Source organism: Flavobacterium sp. (assembly GCF_046073885.1).
Taxonomy (GTDB): domain Bacteria; phylum Bacteroidota; class Bacteroidia; order Flavobacteriales; family Flavobacteriaceae; genus Flavobacterium.
This window is the reverse complement of the sequence record NZ_JBJTND010000011.1, coordinates 115,861-136,874: the sequence shown is the minus strand read 5'-3', so window position 1 is coordinate 136,874 and position 21,014 is coordinate 115,861. Positions and strand designations below refer to the sequence as shown.

Below are 21,014 nucleotides of genomic sequence, written 5' to 3'. Positions count from 1 at the left end.
ATCAAAAAACCAAAAAGCAACAATTTTTGGATCCAATACAACGATGTGAATCAACCTGCTGTTAAAGGCACTTACAAAGGAAAAATCTATGGTGTTTGGACCATTGGTAGTTCTGTTTTGTATCCTCTTGAAGTAGGAAATCAACCGATTCAGCCTTTTTCATTTGAAGCCGAAATAGAATATCCAACCGGTCAATTTGATATTATTGGCGATCCAATATATGGTAAAAGACGAAAAGTATTGTCTTCGGGTACGCAAGTAATTAATGTCAAACCATTACCAACAGCAGGAAAACCAGCTAATTTTTCGGGTGCAGTTGGATCGTTCGAATTTAAAGTAACACCATCCAAAACAACACTTAAAGCTGGTGAGAATTTAGATTTAGATCTTTCGGTTTACGGCACAGGAAATCTAAAATTATTTAGTTTGCCAAAACCGGTAATTCCTGCCGCTTTAGAAATGTACGATCCAGAACATATCGAAAACATTCGAACCTATAATACCGGAATGGTAGGTGGTTTTAGAGATCAATATACCATTGTGCCACAATACAAAGGAAATTATCCGATCAAACCCATTAGCTTTAGTTATTTTGATCTTAAAACAAAATCGTACAAAACCATTACCTCTCAACAAATAAATGTCACCGTTTTAGAAGGGCCAAATTATGATGCTGCTTCTACTACGAATCTTAAAGGTAAAAATGAAAAGGTTGATGATTTAGAACACCAAACATTTGCCAATATCAAGCAAAAAACTACTTTAGAATTGATAGATAAAGAAGATTTTTTACAATCGAAGTTGTTTTATAGTTTGCTGATTTTGCCGTTTTTATGCATTCCGATTTTGATATTTATTCGAAAAAGAAAAGAAGCCGAAGAAGCCGATATTGTGGGTAATAAAAAGAAAAAATCCAATGCTTTGGCAAAAAAATATTTGTCGGAAGCTCAAAAACAACTTAAAAATAAAGAGCCGGTTTATATTGCATTGGAAAAAGCCATGCACAATTTCTTGAAAGCCAAATTGAGCATCGAAACCTCAGAAATGAGTAAAGATATTATTTCCGAAGTTTTACTGACTCGAAATGCCGATGCGCAAACCGTGAAAGAATTTATTGCGCTTACAGAAAGTTGTGAGTTGGCTCGATACGCACCTTCTACAAGTGTAACGATTCAGCAAGATTATGACAAAGCGGTGGTAATAATATCGAGTTTAGAAAAACAATTAGCATAAAATATTAAGTAGAATATTATGAAAAAACAGCTTTTATTACTCCTTTTTATTTTTCAAATTTCATTGGCTCAAACTGCTTTTGAAAAAGGAAACCAATGCTATCAAAAAGAAAATTATACCGAGGCCATTAACCAATATGAAAATGTTTTGGCTACCGGAAAACATTCGGCCGAATTGTATTTTAATCTAGGAAACTGCTATTATAAATTACATAAAGTTGCCCCAGCCGTTTATAATTATGAAAAAGCATTGCAACTCAATCCGAATGATGAGGAAATAAAAACCAACCTCGATTTTGCCCGAAAAATGACCATTGACGATATTAAAATTGTACCAAAAGTTGGTTTTAGTAAGTTAATTCAGGATTTTACTTCGAGCTATTATTATGATACTTGGGCTTGGATTGCGGTTGTATTGGCCTTCTTGTTTTTAGTTTTTTTTGCTGGATATTACCTTTCGGGAACTGCTTTAAGAAAACGCATTTTCTTTTCTGGAATGTTTTTTATTTTCCTAGGAATTATAATAAGTGTTACCTCTGGAATTTATGAAAAAAACCGAATTGCTTCCGAAAAAACTGCGATCGTTTTTGCTGAAAGTGTATCGGTAAAAGGAGAGCCTAAAGCAAGTAGTGCTGAAACAATTTTACTTCACGAAGGAACTAAAGTTTATGTTTTGGAAAGCATCGCAAATTGGAAAAAAATTCAATTAACTGATGAAAGCACTGGTTGGACTCCGGAAGAAGCTATTAAAGAATTGAATTAATTTTTTCAGTTATCCGTTCTCGGTTTCACACAGTTTGTCATTCCGAAGGAATCTAATACTATTCAAACTAAATACCTAAATACTAAAGATTGATTACTCAACACTAGTTTTCATATCCTTAAACCAATGCGATAAAATAGGCAACATAAAATCTGAGGTTTTTACTATTGGATTAAAAAACAACGATTTGGTTTCGGTTTCTTTAGAAATAAGTGCGTCTTTAATATTTACTTTTTGAAACAAACTCAAAATCACTCCAATAAAAAGTGCCATTCGAATTGTTCCTAAAATGGCGCCTCCTACTTTGTTAAATCCGCCTAACAACATTGCGCTAGCAATTTTAGAAAGTGCCTTGGCTAGTAAATTAATTCCGATAATTACAGCGATTAAAATGATTATAAAACCTATCACTTTTGCTGTTTTACTGTCTCCTAAAATAGAAGAAAATTTTACCGCTAAATAGATTCCAACAAAGAAGGAAATCAAGGAAGCAAATTCAATAATGAATCCGTTTTTTAATCCGCGAAATAAACCATAACCTAATAAAACGGCTAAAATGATATCAATAAAACTCATAAGTAGTAATTAAAGTACAAATATATAGAAAAGAATATAGATAGAAGACCAAAGAGAAAAGAGTGTAAAGTGGTATATTTGCAATCTATTAGAACTATAGTCAATAAAACAAAAATGTCAAGAGATATACAATTAAAAGAGCGTTGGGAGAATGTAGTTTCGATACTATCCAATCAATTTTCGCAAGGCGAAGATTTAGATTTGGATGCCATAATTTATCTAATTGGCGTGCAGGAATATGGTCGTTTTCAGCAATTATTTAAAAAAGATGAAAAAATAAATCTTATGCATATTGCTATTTGTCGCTTGCTTGAACCTTATGGATATTATGAATTTGATTATGTAGATAAAGAAGGTTGGCCACATTACAAAATAAAAGAAGAACTTCCGCCGCTAAAAGCTGGAGAACAATCGGTGTTAATGAAAGAAGCCATTGTAAATTATTTTATAGAAAAAGAACTTATTGATTAATCCTTTTTGATATAAGATTTCTTCAAAAAACTTCCAACTTCCAACTTCCAACTTCCAACTTTTACTTAAATTTGCAGCACTAAAGAGATTCCGATGATAGATAAGATTAAACAGCATATTGAAGAAGCCAAAGCATTCAATGAAAAAAACAAAGAAGCTTTAGAGCAATTTCGTATTAAATATTTAGGAAGTAAAGGCTTGCTAAAAGAGCTTTTTGCTGAGTTTAAAAATGTGCCAAACGAACAAAAAAAAGATTTTGGTTTGGTATTGAACGAACTTCGAAATGTTGCTGAAGAAAAAGTAAAATCGATTCAAGAGGAATTAGAAAGCAAAGAAGAAATAAAAGGTTTTTATGGCGATTTAACACGCCCAAGCGAACCAATCGCTATTGGATCACGTCACCCAATTTCTATTGTTAAAAATCAAATTATCGATATATTTTCTACCATTGGATTTAATGTTTCCGAAGGTCCAGAAATAGAAGACGATTGGCATAATTTTACCGCATTAAATTTGCCAGAATACCATCCGGCACGAGACATGCAGGATACTTTTTTCATCCAAACCAATCCCGATGTATTGTTGCGTACCCACACCTCATCGGTACAAGTGAGATACATGGAAAATAACAAACCGCCTATTCGTACCGTTTCTCCGGGAAGGGTATTTCGTAATGAAGCGGTATCTTCTCGTTCGCACTGTATTTTCCATCAAGTGGAAGGGTTATACATTGATAAAGAGGTTTCGTTTGCCGATTTAAAACAAACGCTTTTGTATTTCACCAAAGAAATGTTTGGGAAATCTAAAATTCGCTTGCGCCCAAGTTATTTCCCATTTACAGAACCAAGTGCTGAAATTGACATTTATTGGGGACTAAAAACCGAAACCGATTACCGTATTACCAAAGGAACCGGATGGTTGGAAATTGGTGGTTGCGGAATGGTAGATCCAAATGTATTGAAGAACTGCGGTATCAACCCAGATGAATATAATGGATTTGCCTTTGGGATGGGAATAGAGCGTATTGCCATGTTATTATACCAAATTGGAGATATTCGAATGTTTTATGAAAACGATGTGCGTTTCTTAGAGCAGTTTAAAGCCAGTATCTAAAATGAAGGCAGACATTACCATTCCTGAAGTTGAAAATGTATTTCTAGCTGCCATTCCCGAATGGAGTGACGACTTCATGGAAAAAGTATGGAATGTGTATTTAGTAAATGATTCCGACTTTGAGTTAGACGGTGTAATGGTTGTTTCAAAAGCCGCCGGAACCATTGACGGAGAAATGAAAAAAACCTCACTATTACGACATGCATTTCAACATGTTCCTTCGGTTTCTGTAGTGAAAGTAGAAATGATTGAAAAAAGTGTTTTGGAGCTGAATAACGAATTCATGGTAACCTACTTCATAGGCAATACCCTTTACGATAAGAAGTTTATTTTTAGAAAAAACAGCATCAGCGAAGAAACTACAGAAGAAGTGCCTATCTTATTTGTAGAAGGCGTTATTGTTAGATAATTACTTAGATTGTTGCTTTTGTTTGTGCTTCCAGTTGTAATAACCCAATCCAAAAATTCCAACAATTAAATATACTAGGGTTTTAACCCAAAATTCTGGGTGTTGTAACTGCTCTGCAATAGGTTGCTCTTTCATGTTAAAAAGCAAAATAAAAACCGACATAAATAAGCCCCATAATCCACCCGATTTAAGCTGGTATTTCCATCTTTCACTCATCTTAATCTAATTTATCAGTTAGTTTTTTAAATACCGCTTTGGCGTTTTTACCTTCGTATAAAATTTCGTAAACCGCATCAATAATTGGTGTTTTGGCTTTGTATTCTTGGTTTAATTTGTAGGCACTTTTCACGGCATAATACCCTTCGGCAACCATACTCATTTCCATCATTGCTGATTTTACGGTGTATCCTTTTCCTATCATGTTTCCAAACATTCTGTTTCGAGAAAAAACCGAATAACCTGTTACTAATAAATCGCCTAAATAAGCCGAATTATTAATGTTCCTTTTCATTTTGTGTACTTTACGGATGAATTTTTTCATCTCTCTAATGGCATTACTCATAATGACCGATTGGAAGTTATCACCGTAACCAAGGCCATGCGCAATTCCAGCGGCGATAGCGTAAATGTTTTTTAACATGGCAGCATATTCGGTGCCTATAATATCATCCGATATTTTAGTTTTGATGTAATTCCCAGCAAGAACATTGGCTACTACTCGCGCTTTTGATCGATCGCCACAAGCAATTGTCAAGTAAGAAAGGCGCTCTAAAGCAACTTCTTCCGCATGACAAGGACCTGTAATTACTCCGATATTTTCGAAAGGAATGTCAAATTTTTGATGAAAATGCTCTCCAACAATCAAAAAGGTTTCAGGAACAATTCCTTTTATAGCTGAAAAAATAACTTTTTTTTCTAAACTAACGGTTAGTTTTTCTAATTCAGAGCTTAAGAAAGCAGAAGGTATAGCGAAAATAATATAATCAGCATAAGCAACCGCTTCATTAATATTTGCCGTAAGTTTTAGTTTATTTGTATCAAATTCAACCGAACTTAAATAATTTGGATTGTGTTTTTGTGTTTTAATATGATCAATTGCCGATTCATTTCTCATGTACCAAGCAATTTCATTTAGGTTTACACACAGCATTTTGGCTATTGCAGTAGCCCAACTTCCCCCACCTATAACGGCAAACTTTGGATTTGCATTCATTTTTTTGTCTTTTGAAAAATCAAAAATACTCTTTTATTATTAGATTCCCAAAAGCAACAAAATCAATTAAACCTTAAATTTATGATAATCAATACAATAAGTTTATTCTTTTGCCGTTCTAAAGTTAGAATCATCTTATTTTTGGGTTGAAGTTTGTTTTATTAAGGCGTTTTAGATAATTTTCTAGAACGCCTTTTTAAATACTAATAACTCATTTCAACGATTTCTCTAACTTTTTCTAGAGTGATGTTTTGTTTTTCGCCCAATGCCTGCCAACCTCTTTCTTCAAATCGATTTACAATAAAATTGGCTGTTTCTATATAGTTTTCGGTGTTCTCCGATAACTTGGTTTTCATTCCCATCACATGGTAAAATTCTACCGTTTTTTCAATGGCTTTATGAGCAATTTCTTCCGTTGAGATTCCAGTAATATTCCAAACGCGTTGGCCATATTGCGCCAATTTTTCTTTCTTTGTTTCAAACATTACTTTGTATAAATTCGGCCCAATGATGGCTAAGGTTCTTGCATGGTCTATTTCATACAACGCCGTTAATTCATGGCCAATCATGTGGGTTGCCCAATCGCTTGGCACTCCTTTTTGAATCAAACCATTTAAGGCCATTGTTGCACTCCAAACAAAATTGGACGCCAATTTATAATCACTCGGATTTTCAACAACATTTGGTCCAACCTCAATTAGAGTTTGCAAAATACTTTCTGCCAAACGGTCTTGTAGCATCGCATCGTGCTTGTAGGTTAGGTATTGCTCCATAACATGCGTAAAGGCATCTACTACACCGTTTTGCAATTGTCTTTTTGGTAAAGAAACAATTACATTTGGATCTACAATAGAGAATTTTGGAAATAATGCGCTTCCACCAAGAGTAAGTTTTTCTTGAGTAGCTTCTATGGTTACCACTGCCCCCGAATTCATCTCGGAACCAGTTGCAGGAAGGGTTAAAACAGTTCCAAATGGAATTACTTTAGAAATATCGGTGAAAAGAATTCGTTTTTTTAGAATTTCAATAGCATCCCCTTCATAATTTACAGCGCCCGAAATAAATTTCACTCCATCAATTACACTTCCACCACCAACAGCAAGAATAAAAGTAATTTGTTGTTCGCGAATGATTTGAACTGCTTTCATCAAAGTTTCAAATCTTGGGTTGGGTTCAATTCCTCCAAACTCTACGATTTCAAAACCTTGCAAAGCGGATTTTACTTGATCGTAAACGCCATTTTTAAAGATACTTCCACCTCCATAAGCAATTAATACTTTGGCATTTTTAGGAACTAATGTGGCTAATTTTTGGGTTTGGTCTTTCCCAAAAACATAATTAACAGGATTGTATAATTCGAAGTTATTCATTGTAATTAATTTAGATTGCTAAATTACAAAGGTTTCCGGGAACAAGTTGTAAAGTAATGTTAAGTTTACTTTTTGTATAGATTATTATGATCTATATATTCCCAAACTTTTTCGGGTAATAAAGGGCGGAAGTTCTTTTTGTTTTTGATATTTTCTCGAATAAATGTAGAGGAAATTTCTACAATTGGAGCCGCCACTTTATGAACTCGTGCATGGTTTAATAAATCGTTATTCTCTTCATTTACAGAAACTCTTGGGTAAACATAAAGGTCATGATTTTCTAGAATATATTCGAAGTTTTTCCATTTATGCAATGAGTTTAAATTGTCCTCACCCATAATCAAAGAAAACTCATGCTGAGGAAAATGATCCTTTAAATGCGCTAATGTATGTACCGTATAATTGGGCTGCGCTAATTTGAATTCGATGTCGGAGGGTTTAATTTTTGGATAATCCTCTGTGGCCAAATGCACTAAATGCAAGCGTTGGTAATCGTCTAGCAAAGTGTTTTTTTGTTTGTGTGGATTGTGAGGTGTTACCACCAACCATATTTGTTCTAAATCGGAATTTTCTGCCATGTGGTTGGCAATAATTAAATGCCCAACATGAATTGGGTTAAAAGTTCCAAAATAGAGTCCGATTTTCATTTTGTTATAACGCTTAAACTAACTATTAACAAACTCTTTCACCAATTGATAGGCTTCCTCTTTGGCCACATCTAGATCATAATTTTTTATTACTAGGTCAAACTGTGGGGCAGTTGCCAATTCCACGTGGGCTTTTGCGATTCGCATATTAATTTTGTCATCGCTTTCAGTTGAACGCTCTTTAAGTCGGCGTTTTAACTCGTCTACACTTGGTGGTTTCACAAAGACAGCTAAGGTTTCTTGCGGAAATTTTGATTTTATTCGCAATCCTCCTGCTACATCAATATCAAAAATTACATTTTTCCCGCTAGCCCAAATGCGTTCCACTTCACTTTTTAAAGTTCCGTAGAAATTATCGCGGTAGACTTCTTCCCATTCTATAAAATCATCGGCCTTGATGTGCTGTTTGAACTCTTCAATCGACATGAAGTAGTAATCTTTTCCATTAACTTCTTCTCCACGAGGGTCACGGGTTGCAGCAGAAATGGAGAATTCTAAATTCAAATCTTCTTTGGTAAGTAAGTGTCTTACTATGGTTGTTTTTCCTGAGCCCGAAGGCGCAGAGAATACTAATAATTTTCCTTTATTCATTACTTTTTCATTGCGAGGTACGAAGCAATCTCATACCCATTATGTTTTGTTATAATACCTTCAAAAATTTAAAGCACGTTCAATACCTGCTCTTTAATTTTCTCCAATTCATCTTTCATCATCACCACCAATTTTTGCATTTCTGCATGATTGGACTTGGATCCCATGGTATTGATTTCACGACCCATTTCTTGCGTGATGAAACCTAATTTTCTACCGTTGGCTTCGTTTCCTGAAAGGGTTTCGATGAAATAATTTAAATGATTTTCTAGGCGGACTTTTTCTTCTGTGATGTCGTATTTTTCTAAATAAAAAATCAATTCCTGCTCAAATCTATTTTCATCAACTGCCACTTTAAGTTCGTCTAAAGCAGTTCTTAATCGGGTTTTAACTGTTGCTACGCGCTCGGCGTCATAAGCAACGGCTTCTGTCATTAAGCTGCGAATTTTTGAAATTCGCAATTGAAACTCTTTTTCTAAAGAAGCGCCTTCGTCTTTTCTAAATTGAACAATATTTTCTAAGGCTTGATTTATTACTTTTTGAATTTCTTGCCACTCCTTTTCATCTATTTCTTCACGTTCGGTTTTTAATGCATCCGGCATTCGAATTGCCATTTTCAATAATTCGGTTTCATCTGCACTTTCATTTACCTCTTTTAATTGATTCATGTATCCTTTAACTATTGGCACATTAATTTTAGAAGAAGTTTCTTCGCCTGTAATTTCAATATATAATGAAAAATCTATTTTTCCGCGTTCTAATAACTGAGAAATTTGGTTGCGCAAGCCCAATTCCATTTCTCTATAAATAGAGGACATTCTGGTGTTCAAATCTAAACCTTTGCTGTTTAATGATTTTATTTCAACTGTAATCTTTTTGGATGGTAATTGCAAGGATGCTTTACCAAAACCCGTCATGGATTGTATCATTATTTTATTTTTATTGACTTCAAATATATGAAATAGTGAAAAGTGATTAGTGAAAAGTGATTAGTAATTTATCGTTTTCAAAGCTATTTACTAATTACTATTCACTTTTTACTCGTTTTTGAGTTACTAAATATACTCCTACAAAAATTAATACTGCCGAAATTATTTTTACCAAACTCAACTCGTCTTTACCCAGACCCACTGCAAAAAAGGTTGCGAAAAAAGGTTGTAAATAAATGAAAACAGCTACTGTTGTAGGTTTTAATTCTCGCATGGAAAGCAGGTTTAACAAATACGTGAAAAAAGTAGAAAACACGACAACAAATCCGATTTTCCAATAAATAGCTTCTGGCATACTTCCCCAAGAAATGGCATGAAATTCATTCCATCCAAACGGAAGTACCATAATGAATCCGAAGGTGTAAATCCATTTTACAAAAGTAAATGCATTGTATTTATCCATCAATTTTTTTACAACGATTAAATAGAATCCATAAGAAATGGCATTAATAAATACCAATAGATTTCCTAGTGTGGCATTTGGTGCATTGGCCATAGATTTCCCGTAAAGAATTAAAGATAGGGTTCCGGCCAAGCCAAATAATATTCCGATTCCTTTTCTTTTTTTAATTCGTTCTTTCATTATAAATGAAGACAAAACCAATACAATCATAGGTGTGGTTACCATTAATACGGCACCCATAATTGGGGACGTATAACTAAGGCCTTTAAAAAAAGTAAGCATATTTAGCGCCACACCAAAAAAAGCAGCGGCTACAATTCGAGGGAAATCGGCTAAAGCAATTTTTTCTTTGGGTCCAAAAAAAGAAACCACCCAAAAAAGAACTACCGATCCGCCTACTCGCATGGTGATAAATCCAAAAGGTTCCACATATTTTGGCATTACATCTTTGGCAATGGTAAATGTTACGCCATAAATAATAGAAACTAAAGTTGCGGCTAATAGTGCCCAATTTCTCTTTGACATTAGCTTAAAACTTTAATTACTTCGGCACTATTTTTTTGACTATTACCAATGTAAATTTTGTTGTCAATAATAAAAACAGGACGACTTAAAAAGGTATAATGTTGCAACAAATACATTTTGTAATCGGCTTCAGTTAAATTTTTATTCTTTAAATCTAATGATTTATATAACTGTGCTTTTCTACTAAAAAGTGCCTCATAGCTTCCAGAAAGCGAATGCAATTCTTCCAATTCGGATTCGGTTATTGGATTTTGACGAATGTCATGAAACTCCAATTTATTCGGATTGGGCAGCGATTTAATTATCTTTCTACAAGTATCGCAAGATGCTAAATAGTATATTTTATTTGCCATAAAAACTTTTTGCAAAGGAAATTCATTTCCAACATATAAACTGTATTTTTATAAAAAAATAATCCTGAAAAGGAAAGGGATTTGAAATTTAAATTCTGACTTATTTCTCTATTAAATAATTTATTTAATCTTAGTACCTTTGACAAAATTTATATCGGATGAAATTCAATACTAAAGTAATACATGGTGGGCAACACCACGAAAAAATAACAGGAGCTGTAATGACTCCCGTTTTTCAAACCTCAACCTATGCGCAAACGAGTCCGGGGCAACCTGTAGGAGCTTACGAGTACAGTCGTGCTGCAAATCCTACTCGTCAAGCACTAGAAGATGCTTTAGCATCGATTGAAAATGGAGCTAGAGGATTGGCTTTTGCATCTGGATTGGCTGCCACCGATTGTTTGCTTCGTATGTTTAAAGCAGGTGATGAAATCATCGCTATGGATGATTTATACGGAGGAACATACCGTTTATTTACTCGTTTATACAAAGAAAGTGGCATTAAATTTCACTTTGTAGATATGAACGATTTAGAAAAATTTGAATCGTTAATTAATGAAAATACCAAATTAGTTTGGGTTGAAACACCAACTAATCCATTAATGAAATTGGCCGATATTCAAGAAATAGCCAAAATCACTAAAAAACACAATTTACTTTTTGCGGTAGACAATACTTTTGCAACTCCTTATTTACAAAAACCCCTTGATTTAGGAGCTGATATTGTAATGCACTCGGCAACCAAATATTTAGGGGGTCATTCCGATGTAATCGCTGGCGCCTTAATCATAAAAGATAAAGCATTAGGAGATGAATTGCACTTTAAGCAATTTGCAACCGGAGGAACGCTAGGGCCAATGGACAGTTATTTGGTTTTAAGAGGAATTAAAACCTTGCATTTACGCGTTCAAAGACATTGTGAAAACGGAATGAAAGTGGCCGAATTCTTAAGCAATCACCCTGAAGTAGCTCGTGTATTTTATCCAGGTTTACCGGATCATCCGCACCATGAAATTGCCAAAAAACAAATGAGTGGTTTTGGTGGAATGGTATCCTTTACATTCAAATCAGGAAAAAAAGCAGACTCGATTTCATTTTTAGAAAAACTAAAAGTATTCACTTTGGCTGAATCGTTAGGTGGTGTTGAATCATTAGCAAATCATCCTGCCTTAATGACCCACGCATCGATACCAGAAGATAAAAGATTGGAAGTTGGAATTACAGATGACTTAGTTAGACTAAGTACGGGTGTAGAAGATATTGATGATTTACTTGCCGATTTAGAGCAAGCATTTCGTTAAGTATTAGGGTTAGTTGAAATAGTAAATATATCCTAAATTCAACCCTACACACCAGTCATTGCTTTTATTTTCTGTATAAATAGCTTTATTTGGATTCAATCCATCAACCCAATCAGAGAAGAAATATTGCGCTCTTAATTCGGCAGATAATGAATGGTAATAAGACAACTTAATACGAGTTCCCAATGCTCCTGTTAATGAGGCAACCGTTAATGACCCATTCATAAATCCACCATTATATTTTTGTGGTGTTGTGATGGTGGTTCCCATTTCACCTAATGTTGATTTACTTGAAACACTAACATAATTCATGTGAGGTCCAAAACCAATATAAGGACTAAACAAAGAACCTCTGTCGTAATCGTCTGTTTTAAAAGGATAATATTCTATCTGGAATCCAATAGAAGTAAATGAATTGGAACCATACATCCCACGAAGTTGATTGGTGAAAACTGAGGTACTTGATGGATCAACATATTTACCGTAATGTTTAAAACTAGATTGTGTATATAAAATTTCTAATCTTAATTTGAAATTATCTTCAAGTCCTCTAAAATTATTGATTGAAGATAAATAATAGGACGCACCAATTGAAAAACCGTTGTTTTTTTCAAAATTTTCAAAACTCCCTCTTTCACCATAATCCGATTTAAAAAAAACGGGGCCTCCCATAAATCCAACTTCGGTATAACTCCCCCATCCTTGAGAGTAAGTAGCGATTGAAAATAGAATAATAATTGATAATACTGCTTTCTTAAACATTATTGGTTTTTCATTTATTTAATCAACAAATATATAAAAACATCATAAGTAATGAAATAAATTAAAAAAAATACTTATTTCTATTCGAAAAAAAATAAAAACAAGTTCATTTTTAAATTAATTATTCAATTATCAGCAAAAAGAATTACAAAAAACACAATATTTATGAGAATTTAAAAAAATATGCGGCACTATTTTAATAAAATGTATATTTGTGAAATATTACGAAAACGATTTCTAAAAAAATTAATCTTATAATTTATGTCACAAAGTATCCAAAACTTTATTGAAGCGGTTGCTAAAAAAAACCCTAACGAATCTGAATTTTTACAGGCCGTTACGGAAGTTGCCGAAACAGTTATCCCATTTATTGAAGAAAATAAAAAGTACGAAGGCAAAATGCTTTTGGAAAGAATGGTTGAACCAGAAAGAGTTATTATGTTTCGTGTAACTTGGTTAGATGATGCAGGAAAAACGCAAGTTAACCGTGGTTATAGAATTCAAATGAACTCTGCTATTGGACCATACAAAGGCGGAATTCGTTTTCATCCTTCTGTGAATTTAAGTATTTTAAAATTCTTAGCATTCGAACAAACCTTTAAAAACAGCTTAACAACTTTGCCTATGGGTGGAGGAAAAGGTGGAGCTGATTTTGATCCAAAAGGAAAATCAGATAATGAAATTATGAAATTTTGTCAAGCTTTTATGACAGAATTATCTAAACATATTGGAGCAGATACCGACGTTCCTGCTGGAGATATTGGAGTTGGAGGAAGAGAAGTTGGCTATATGTTTGGTCAATATAAAAGATTAAGAAATGAATTTACCGGAGTTTTAACAGGTAAAGGAATTTCATTTGGTGGTTCGTTAATTCGTCCTGAAGCTACTGGATATGGTGATGTATACTTTGCTCAAAGCATGCTTGCTACTAAAGGAGATAGTTTTTCTGGTAAAATTGTAGCCGTTTCAGGATCTGGAAACGTAGCGCAATATGCATGTGAAAAAGCAACTCAATTAGGAGGAAAAGTGGTTACTCTATCGGATTCATCAGGATATATTTATGATGCTGACGGAATTAACGCAGAAAAATTAGCTTATGTAATGGAAATTAAAAACGTGAACTACGGAAGAATTTCTGATTATGTAACTAAATATCCAAATGCAAAATTCGTAGCGGGAAAAAGACCATGGGAAGTTAAATGTGATATTGCGCTTCCATGTGCAACTCAAAACGAATTAAACGAAGAAGAAGCTAAAACATTAGTGGCAAACGGATGTATTTGTGTTGCGGAAGGTGCTAATATGCCTTCTACACCAGATGCAATTATTGTTTTCCAAAATGCTAAAATTTTATTCGCTCCAGGAAAAGCATCAAATGCAGGTGGAGTTGCAACTTCAGGACTTGAAATGTCACAAAACTCTTTAAGATTAAGCTGGACTTCAGAAGAAGTAGATGAAAGACTTAAAGCAATTATGGCAAACATTCACGCAGCATGTGTAAAATATGGTTCAGATTCTACTGGTTATGTTGACTATGTAAAAGGAGCAAATATTGCCGGTTTCGTTAAAGTTGCCGATGCAATGCTAGCACAAGGTATTGTATAAAAACATAATTTTTTACTATATAATTAACCTTCTTTCTTTACCTGAAAGAAGGTTTTTTTATTGCTTTATATGAAAATCTATATAAATCCGTTTTATAGTATATTTGTGATCGAAATTTATTGAAAATGCTCAGAAAAATAAGTTGCTTATGGATTTTGTTTTTTGTTGCAATTGGTTATTCCCAAAATAATCAAAAGTGGCAGGGCTATTTTTCATTCAATCAAATTACAGATCTATCAGAAGGAGCCCAAAATATTTATGCTTCTTCAGAAAACGCTTTTTTTGCAAAAAACCTAAGCTCAAACGATCTTAAAACAACTACCTCAATAGATGGCTTAAAAGCAGAAACTATTACTGCTTTTTATCACAGTGATTCGGTTAACAAATCTTTTGTAGGAAATAGTAACGGATTACTATTGGTTGTAAATGCTGATGGCTCGTTTTTATACAAAACAGGGATTCGAGATGAAGTGCCCGTACCGGCAGGGATCAAACAAATTAATCATTTTCTAGAATACAACAACAAACTTTATATCTCCACCAATTATGGTATTTCAACATTTGATTTAACCACTTTAGAATTTGGGGATACCTACTACATGGGCCCTTCGGGGAATTATATATCGGTGAAACAAACCTGCATTTCCAACGGAAATATTTATGCCGCAACACAAGGAAATGCTTCAGGAAGTGGTATAAGAAAAGTAAGTATAAGCAACCCTTTTTTAAATGACTACAATCAATGGATTGATATTTCGGGATTTTATTGGGAAGGAATTACCGCTTTTAATAACCTTGTTTTTGCTGCTCGATCTGATAATAAATTGATCAAATATGATGGGACCAACTTTACGCAAATAGCTCAATATTCTAATAAAATAGTTGACATTAGATCCAACACAAGCCATTTAATTGTAACAACATTAAATGAAGTCCACATATATGATAATAATTTGACTCAAGTATTTTATTTTCAAAATACTCTGGTTTCTAATAGTTCGCCATCATTTACTTGTGCCTCCGAAATTAATAATGAAGTATACATTGGAACTACCGAATATGGAGTGTTAACCTCATCCATTACAAACTCAACTAATTTTGGTTTTTTACTCCCAAATGGTCCTGTAAGCAATAAAGTATTTAGAGCAAAAAAAGCGCCTAACAAACTTTGGGTAACTTATGGTGCATATGATAACTCCGCAGTTCCAACACCCGATGTGACTCCAAAACCAATCAGTACCTATACCTCTCAAACTGGTTGGGAAATAATTCCTTTTTCAGATTTGGTAGGTGCCGTGACACTTACCGATGTTGTACCAAACCCTAAAGATGAAAATGAAGTCTTTGTTTGCTCGTTTCAAAGCGGACTTTTGAAAATAAAAAACGGCGTTTTTTCGATATACAATCAATTAAGTTCTCCTCCAAATGGCCCTGAAAGTCAGCAATGGGTTCCTACAATTCCTAATTATACTTCGGTAAGAATAAACGGAGCTGCATTTGACGGGAAAAATAATTTATGGATGACCAACTCAATTGTAAATAAGCCTTTAAAAGTATTAAAATCCAATGCAACATGGCAGACCTATGATTTTGTTAGCTTAATGGAAAATCCCTACTATGAAAGTTATGGGAAGATGGCAATTGACAAAAATGATACCAAATGGATTCCTTCATTTAGAGGAAATGGATTGATGGCTTTCAATGAAAAATATAATAATAAATTTTTAAGAATTAAAACCGGAACCGATGGAAATCTGCCTTCCATTAGTGTTCGTTGTGTAGCTGTTGATAATAAAAACCAACTCTGGATTGGAACCGCAAACGGATTGCGAATCATACCATCGGTGGATACTTTTATTACCGAAACCGATATCCAATCTAAATCTATTATTATTCTTGAAAATGATTTGGCTCAAGAGTTATTTTACGACCAATTTATCGTAGACATTGCAGTTGATGGAGCCAACAGAAAATGGGTGGCAATTGCCGATTCTGGGGTATATCTTGTTTCCTATAACGGTCAAGAAACCATTTATCACTTTACAAAAGAAAATTCTCCTTTGCCTTCAAATAATATCAATGACATAGAAATTGATGGAGCAACTGGCGAAGTGTTTTTTGCAACCGATAAAGGCCTTGTTTCATTCAAAGGAACTGCTACCAATGCCAGTGGGGACTTAAACTCGGTTTATGTATATCCAAACCCTGTTCGCCCAGAATACAATGGTACCGTAAAAATTGCTAATCTAACCGACAAGGCAGTTGTAAAAATAACCGACATTGAAGGTAATTTGGTTTACGAGACTACTTCCGAAGGGGGTACAATAGAATGGGACACCACCGCATTTGGCAATTATAAAGTTGCTTCTGGAGTTTACATGATTTTGATTTCAGCCCAGGATGGCATCGAAACAACCATTAAAAAAGTAATGATAATTAGATAATTCCAATGTTGGTAAAAACCAAAGCAATTGTACTTTCCTCTTTAAAATACCAAGAAAAAAGCTTGATTGTGAAGTGCTTTACCCTTTCAGATGGGTTAAAAAGTTACTTTGTACCTAGTGCCTATTCTGGGAAAAAATCCAATCAAAAAATTGCTTATTTCCAACCGCTTACACTACTTGAAATTGAAGCCAATCATAAAAATAAAGGCACTTTAGAACATTTTAAAGACATCAAACTTGCAACTGCTTTTCAAACTATTACTTCAGATGTGATTAAAAGTACGATTGTTATTTTCTTATCGGAAATGTTACACCATAGTATTCAAGAAGAAGAAAAAAATGAAGATTTATTTACCTTTTTAGAAACGGCACTTATTTGGTTGGACACGCATGAAGAAACTTCCAATTTTCATTTAATATTACTTTTAGAAATAACAAAATTTTTAGGTTTTTATCCAGATATTTCCGATTTGGAGGCAAAATTTTCCGCCATGGATGAAGGTGGTTTTTCTGCCTTTTTAGGAATCAATTGCCTATCGGAACACGAAACGAATTTGCTAAAAAAATTAATTGCATTAAAATTTGATTCAAATCAGAAAGTCTTCAACGGAATGGAACGCCAATTGGTCTTAAACATTCTATTAAATTACTATTCGATTCATCTTGACGGATTTAAAAAACCAAAATCTTTAGAGGTTTTAAAAGAGGTTTTTGCTTAAAAAAATCGAGAATTAGAAAAAACTTTTACATTTTTAGATAAAAGTAGGCGCTCTTTTGTCTATTTTTTATTCTCTTTTATCAAAATTCCTTACTTTCGCAATTCGATTTTTAGCAACCAAAATAATGAGCACAAAATTTACTGAATACAAAGGGCTTGACTTGCCAACAGTGGCATCTGAAGTTCTAAAATTTTGGAAAGAAAAAAACATCTTTGAACAATCGGTAACTTCAAGAGAAGGGAATGCTCCATTCGTATTTTTTGAAGGGCCACCATCTGCAAATGGATTACCTGGAATTCACCACGTAATGGCGCGTGCTATTAAAGATATTTTTTGTCGTTATAAAACCCAAAAAGGGTTCCAAGTAAAGCGTAAAGCAGGTTGGGATACTCATGGTTTACCGGTTGAGTTAGGAACCGAAAAAGAATTAGGCATCACCAAAGAAGACATTGGAAAAACCATCTCGGTTGAGCAATACAACGAAGCGTGTAAGAAAACCGTCATGCGTTATACCGATGTTTGGAATGACCTTACCGAAAAAATGGGATATTGGGTAGATATGGAAGATCCATATGTGACTTACAAATCCAAATACATGGAAAGTGTATGGTGGTTACTAAAACAAATTTACAACAAAGATTTACTATACAAGGGCTACACCATTCAACCGTATTCGCCTAAAGCAGGTACTGGATTGTCTTCTCACGAAGTAAACCAACCGGGAAGTTATAGAGACGTTACAGACACCACGGTAGTCGCTCAATTTCTTACAAAATCAGATTCATTACCTAGCTTTTTACAAGGATTTGGAGAAATTCACATATTAGCATGGACTACTACTCCATGGACTTTGCCTTCAAACACTGCTTTAACCGTTGGTCCAAAAATTGAGTATGTTTTGGTTGACACTTTCAACCAATATACCTTCCGCCCTGTGAAAGTTATTTTGGCTAAAAATTTGGTTGGAAAACAATTTGGAAAAACCTACTTCGAAACTTCAGAACCTTCCGATTTTGAAAATTTCAAAGAAGGAGATAAAAAAATACCATTTCAAATTCTTGCCGAATGCAAAGGAGCTGACTTGGTTGGAATTCGTTATGAGCAATTAATGCCGTTAGCGTTACCATATCAAAATCCGGAGAATGCTTTTAGAGTTATTTCTGGAGATTTTGTTACTACCGAAGATGGAACCGGAATTGTACATACTGCCCCAACATTTGGTGCTGATGATGCTAAAGTTGCCAAAGAAGCAACTCCCGAAGTTCCGCCAATGTTGGTATTAGATGAAAATGGGAACCCAGTTCCTTTAGTAGATTTACAAGGGAAATTTGTAGAAGGACTAGGAAACTACTCTGGGAAATTTGTTAAAAACGAATACTACAACGATGGGGAAGCGCCAGAGCGTTCTGCCGATGTAGAAATAGCAATTCAATTAAAAGAAGAAAACAAGGCTTTTAAAGTCGAAAAATACATACACAGTTACCCACATTGTTGGAGAACTGATAAACCAATTTTATACTATCCACTTGATTCATGGTTCATTAAAGTAACCGAAATTAAAGATAGAATGTTTGACCTAAATGAAACCATCAACTGGAAGCCAAAAGCAACCGGAGAAGGGCGTTTTGGAAATTGGTTAAAAAATGCCAACGATTGGAATTTATCGCGTTCAAGATATTGGGGTATTCCATTACCGATTTGGAGAACCGAAGATGGAACCGAAGAAATGCTAATTGGGTCTGTTGAAGAATTATATTCAGAAATAGAAAAATCTATTGCTGCCGGATTCCAAAAAGAAAATCCATTTAAAGGATTTGAGGTTGGAAACATGAGCGAAGCAAACTATGAATTGGTTGATTTACACAAAAATGTAGTTGACAACATTGTGTTGGTTTCTCCATCTGGAAAAGCAATGAAACGCGAATCTGATTTGATTGATGTTTGGTTCGATTCGGGTGCTATGCCTTATGCGCAATGGCATTATCCATTTGAAAATAAAGAATTAATTGAAGAAAATAAAGCATTCCCTGCCGATTTTATTGCGGAGGGGGTAGATCAAACACGAGGTTGGTTTTATACTTTACATGCTATTTCGACTTTGGTATTTGATAAAACATCCTACAAAAATGTAGTTTCTAATGGTTTGGTTTTGGATAAAAACGGTCAAAAAATGTCAAAACGTTTGGGTAATGCAATTGATCCATTTGAAACTTTAGCCGAGTATGGCCCAGATGCTACACGTTGGTATATGATATCGAATGCGAATCCTTGGGACAACTTAAAATTTGATTTGGAAGGAATTGCAGAAGTGAGAAGAAAATTCTTTGGCACTTTATACAATACCTATTCGTTCTTTAGTTTGTATGCCAATATTGACGGTTTCAATCACTCGGAGCCTGAAGTTCCATTAAATGAAAGACCCGAAATAGACCGTTGGATCTTATCAGAACTGCATACTCTAATTAAGGAAGTGGATGGTTTTTATGAAGATTATGAGCCAACCAAAGCAGCAAGAGCAATCTCTAATTTTGTTCAAGAAAATTTAAGTAATTGGTATGTTCGCTTATGCAGAAGAAGGTTCTGGAAAGGCGAATACGGCACCGATAAAATTGCAGCGTATCAAACCTTGTATACTTGCTTGCTAAATGTGGCAAAACTATCGGCTCCAATTGCTCCATTCTTTATGGATAAACTTTACAAAGATTTAACGCAAGCAACACAATTAGAAGATTTTGACAGTGTACATTTGGCAAAATTTCCGGTTTCCGTTGAAAACTTTGTTGATAAATCATTGGAAAGCAGAATGATGAAAGCGCAAACCGTTTCTTCGTTAGTTTTATCACTTCGAAAAAAGGAAATGATTAAAGTGCGTCAACCGTTGCAAAAGGTTATTATTCCTATACTTGACAACAATCAACGTGCTGAAATTGAGGCGGTTTCCGATCTGATTAAAGCAGAAGTTAATGTAAAAGAAATAGAACTTTTAGACGATGCTTCGGGGATTTTAGTGAAACAAATTAAACCAAATTTCAAGGCTCTTGGACCACGATTTGGTAAAGATATGGGCTTGATTGCCAAAGAGATACAAGGTTTTTCGGCAGAACAAATTAATCAATTAGATGCCACAGGAGAATTAAGTATTGTTATTTCAGGAAATAGTATAATTTTAACATCCCAAGATGTAGAAATTACTTCTCAGGATATTCCGGGATGGTTGGTTGCTAATGCAAACGGAATTACAGTTGCTTTAGACATTACTATTTCTGAGGAATTAAAACAAGAGGGAATTGCAAGAGAATTGGTTAACCGAATTCAGAATATTAGAAAAGATTCCGGTTTTGAAGTTACCGATAAGATTAAAGTTCAAATTCAGCAACAAGATGAATTGGAGCAGGCAATAAAAAATAATGAAGCATACATTATGTCGGAAACTTTAACCAAAGAGTTGCAATTTGCAGCTGAAGTTTCAGAGGGCATAGAAATAGAATTTGACGATATAAAAACAAAAATATTAATTTCAAAATAGCG

The 21,014-nt window shown here is 34.3% G+C and carries 20 protein-coding genes; 10 read left to right on the top strand and 10 right to left on the bottom strand.

Annotated features, from left to right (window positions below):
- A partial coding sequence (locus ACKOWY_RS01815) for a BatD family protein (protein ID WP_408939732.1) occupies window positions 1-1,233 on the top strand: 1,233 nt, incomplete at its 5' end.
- 18 nt (window positions 1,234-1,251) lie between these two features.
- The gene (locus tag ACKOWY_RS01810; protein ID WP_408939731.1) at window positions 1,252-1,995 is read left to right on the top strand and encodes a tetratricopeptide repeat protein; all 744 of its coding nucleotides are present in this window, start codon (window positions 1,252-1,254) and stop codon (window positions 1,993-1,995) included.
- A gap of 93 nt (window positions 1,996-2,088) precedes the next feature.
- Here ACKOWY_RS01810 and ACKOWY_RS01805 read toward each other — a convergent pair whose 3' ends face one another.
- Entirely contained in the window at window positions 2,089-2,571 is a 483-nt protein-coding gene (locus ACKOWY_RS01805; protein WP_408939730.1) for a CvpA family protein, read from the bottom strand.
- A 114-nt stretch (window positions 2,572-2,685) separates the two neighbouring features.
- On the opposite strand from ACKOWY_RS01805, the gene ACKOWY_RS01800 reads away from it, so the two are divergent.
- The 3 genes from ACKOWY_RS01800 (at window position 2,686) to ACKOWY_RS01790 (ending at window position 4,564) form a co-directional block, all read left to right on the top strand.
- Entirely contained in the window at window positions 2,686-3,042 is a 357-nt protein-coding gene (locus tag ACKOWY_RS01800; RefSeq protein ID WP_408939729.1) for a hypothetical protein, read from the top strand.
- Window positions 3,043-3,135: 93 nt separating this feature from the next.
- Window positions 3,136-4,155, top strand: a complete 1,020-nt coding sequence (gene pheS, locus ACKOWY_RS01795) for a phenylalanine--tRNA ligase subunit alpha (RefSeq protein WP_408939728.1) — start codon at window positions 3,136-3,138, stop codon at window positions 4,153-4,155.
- 1 nt (window position 4,156) lies between these two features.
- On the top strand, window positions 4,157-4,564 hold the full coding sequence (locus ACKOWY_RS01790; RefSeq protein WP_408939727.1) for a hypothetical protein: 408 nt from the start codon (window positions 4,157-4,159) through the stop codon (window positions 4,562-4,564).
- On the opposite strand, the gene ACKOWY_RS01785 is transcribed toward ACKOWY_RS01790, so the two are convergent.
- From ACKOWY_RS01785 to ACKOWY_RS01750, 8 genes are all read right to left on the bottom strand, one after another.
- On the bottom strand, window positions 4,565-4,780 hold the full coding sequence (locus tag ACKOWY_RS01785) for a hypothetical protein (protein WP_408939726.1): 216 nt from the start codon (window positions 4,778-4,780) through the stop codon (window positions 4,565-4,567). It lies immediately after the preceding gene.
- Window position 4,781: 1 nt separating this feature from the next.
- Window positions 4,782-5,777 (bottom strand): NAD(P)H-dependent glycerol-3-phosphate dehydrogenase, encoded by a 996-nt coding sequence (locus ACKOWY_RS01780; protein WP_408939725.1) that lies wholly within the window; start codon window positions 5,775-5,777, stop codon window positions 4,782-4,784.
- A gap of 203 nt (window positions 5,778-5,980) precedes the next feature.
- On the bottom strand, window positions 5,981-7,147 hold the full coding sequence (locus ACKOWY_RS01775) for an iron-containing alcohol dehydrogenase (RefSeq protein ID WP_408939724.1): 1,167 nt from the start codon (window positions 7,145-7,147) through the stop codon (window positions 5,981-5,983).
- A gap of 65 nt (window positions 7,148-7,212) precedes the next feature.
- Window positions 7,213-7,794: a nicotinate (nicotinamide) nucleotide adenylyltransferase gene (nadD, locus tag ACKOWY_RS01770; RefSeq protein WP_408939723.1), complete on the bottom strand. Its 582-nt coding sequence runs from the start codon at window positions 7,792-7,794 to the stop codon at window positions 7,213-7,215.
- A gap of 18 nt (window positions 7,795-7,812) precedes the next feature.
- Complete coding sequence (gene gmk / locus ACKOWY_RS01765) at window positions 7,813-8,385, bottom strand: guanylate kinase (protein ID WP_408939722.1); 573 nt, start codon at window positions 8,383-8,385, stop codon at window positions 7,813-7,815.
- Between the two features lie 68 nt (window positions 8,386-8,453).
- On the bottom strand, window positions 8,454-9,314 hold the full coding sequence (locus ACKOWY_RS01760; RefSeq protein ID WP_408939721.1) for a YicC/YloC family endoribonuclease: 861 nt from the start codon (window positions 9,312-9,314) through the stop codon (window positions 8,454-8,456).
- Window positions 9,315-9,411: 97 nt separating this feature from the next.
- The gene (locus ACKOWY_RS01755) at window positions 9,412-10,302 is read right to left on the bottom strand and encodes a DMT family transporter (protein ID WP_408939720.1); all 891 of its coding nucleotides are present in this window, start codon (window positions 10,300-10,302) and stop codon (window positions 9,412-9,414) included.
- The gene (locus tag ACKOWY_RS01750) at window positions 10,302-10,655 is read right to left on the bottom strand and encodes an arsenate reductase family protein (RefSeq protein WP_408939719.1); all 354 of its coding nucleotides are present in this window, start codon (window positions 10,653-10,655) and stop codon (window positions 10,302-10,304) included. Before ACKOWY_RS01750 ends, ACKOWY_RS01755 begins: the two co-directional genes overlap by 1 nt.
- Window positions 10,656-10,813: 158 nt before the next feature.
- On the opposite strand from ACKOWY_RS01750, the gene ACKOWY_RS01745 reads away from it, so the two are divergent.
- Window positions 10,814-11,956, top strand: a complete 1,143-nt coding sequence (locus ACKOWY_RS01745; RefSeq protein WP_408939718.1) for a cystathionine gamma-synthase — start codon at window positions 10,814-10,816, stop codon at window positions 11,954-11,956.
- A 9-nt stretch (window positions 11,957-11,965) separates the two neighbouring features.
- Here ACKOWY_RS01745 and ACKOWY_RS01740 read toward each other — a convergent pair whose 3' ends face one another.
- Window positions 11,966-12,718, bottom strand: a complete 753-nt coding sequence (locus ACKOWY_RS01740; RefSeq protein ID WP_408939717.1) for a THC0290_0291 family protein — start codon at window positions 12,716-12,718, stop codon at window positions 11,966-11,968.
- 261 nt (window positions 12,719-12,979) lie between these two features.
- Between ACKOWY_RS01740 and gdhA the strand changes: the two genes are divergently transcribed.
- The 4 genes from gdhA to ileS all read left to right on the top strand — a co-directional run bounded on the left by gdhA (window position 12,980) and on the right by ileS (window position 21,012).
- Complete coding sequence (gdhA, locus tag ACKOWY_RS01735; protein WP_408939716.1) at window positions 12,980-14,323, top strand: NADP-specific glutamate dehydrogenase; 1,344 nt, start codon at window positions 12,980-12,982, stop codon at window positions 14,321-14,323.
- A 125-nt stretch (window positions 14,324-14,448) separates the two neighbouring features.
- The gene (locus ACKOWY_RS01730) at window positions 14,449-16,767 is read left to right on the top strand and encodes a T9SS type A sorting domain-containing protein (protein ID WP_408939715.1); all 2,319 of its coding nucleotides are present in this window, start codon (window positions 14,449-14,451) and stop codon (window positions 16,765-16,767) included.
- A gap of 5 nt (window positions 16,768-16,772) precedes the next feature.
- Window positions 16,773-17,486, top strand: a complete 714-nt coding sequence (recO, locus tag ACKOWY_RS01725; protein WP_408939714.1) for a DNA repair protein RecO — start codon at window positions 16,773-16,775, stop codon at window positions 17,484-17,486.
- 124 nt (window positions 17,487-17,610) lie between these two features.
- Window positions 17,611-21,012: an isoleucine--tRNA ligase gene (gene ileS / locus ACKOWY_RS01720; protein ID WP_408939713.1), complete on the top strand. Its 3,402-nt coding sequence runs from the start codon at window positions 17,611-17,613 to the stop codon at window positions 21,010-21,012.
- The last annotated feature ends 2 nt before the right edge of the window (window positions 21,013-21,014 follow it).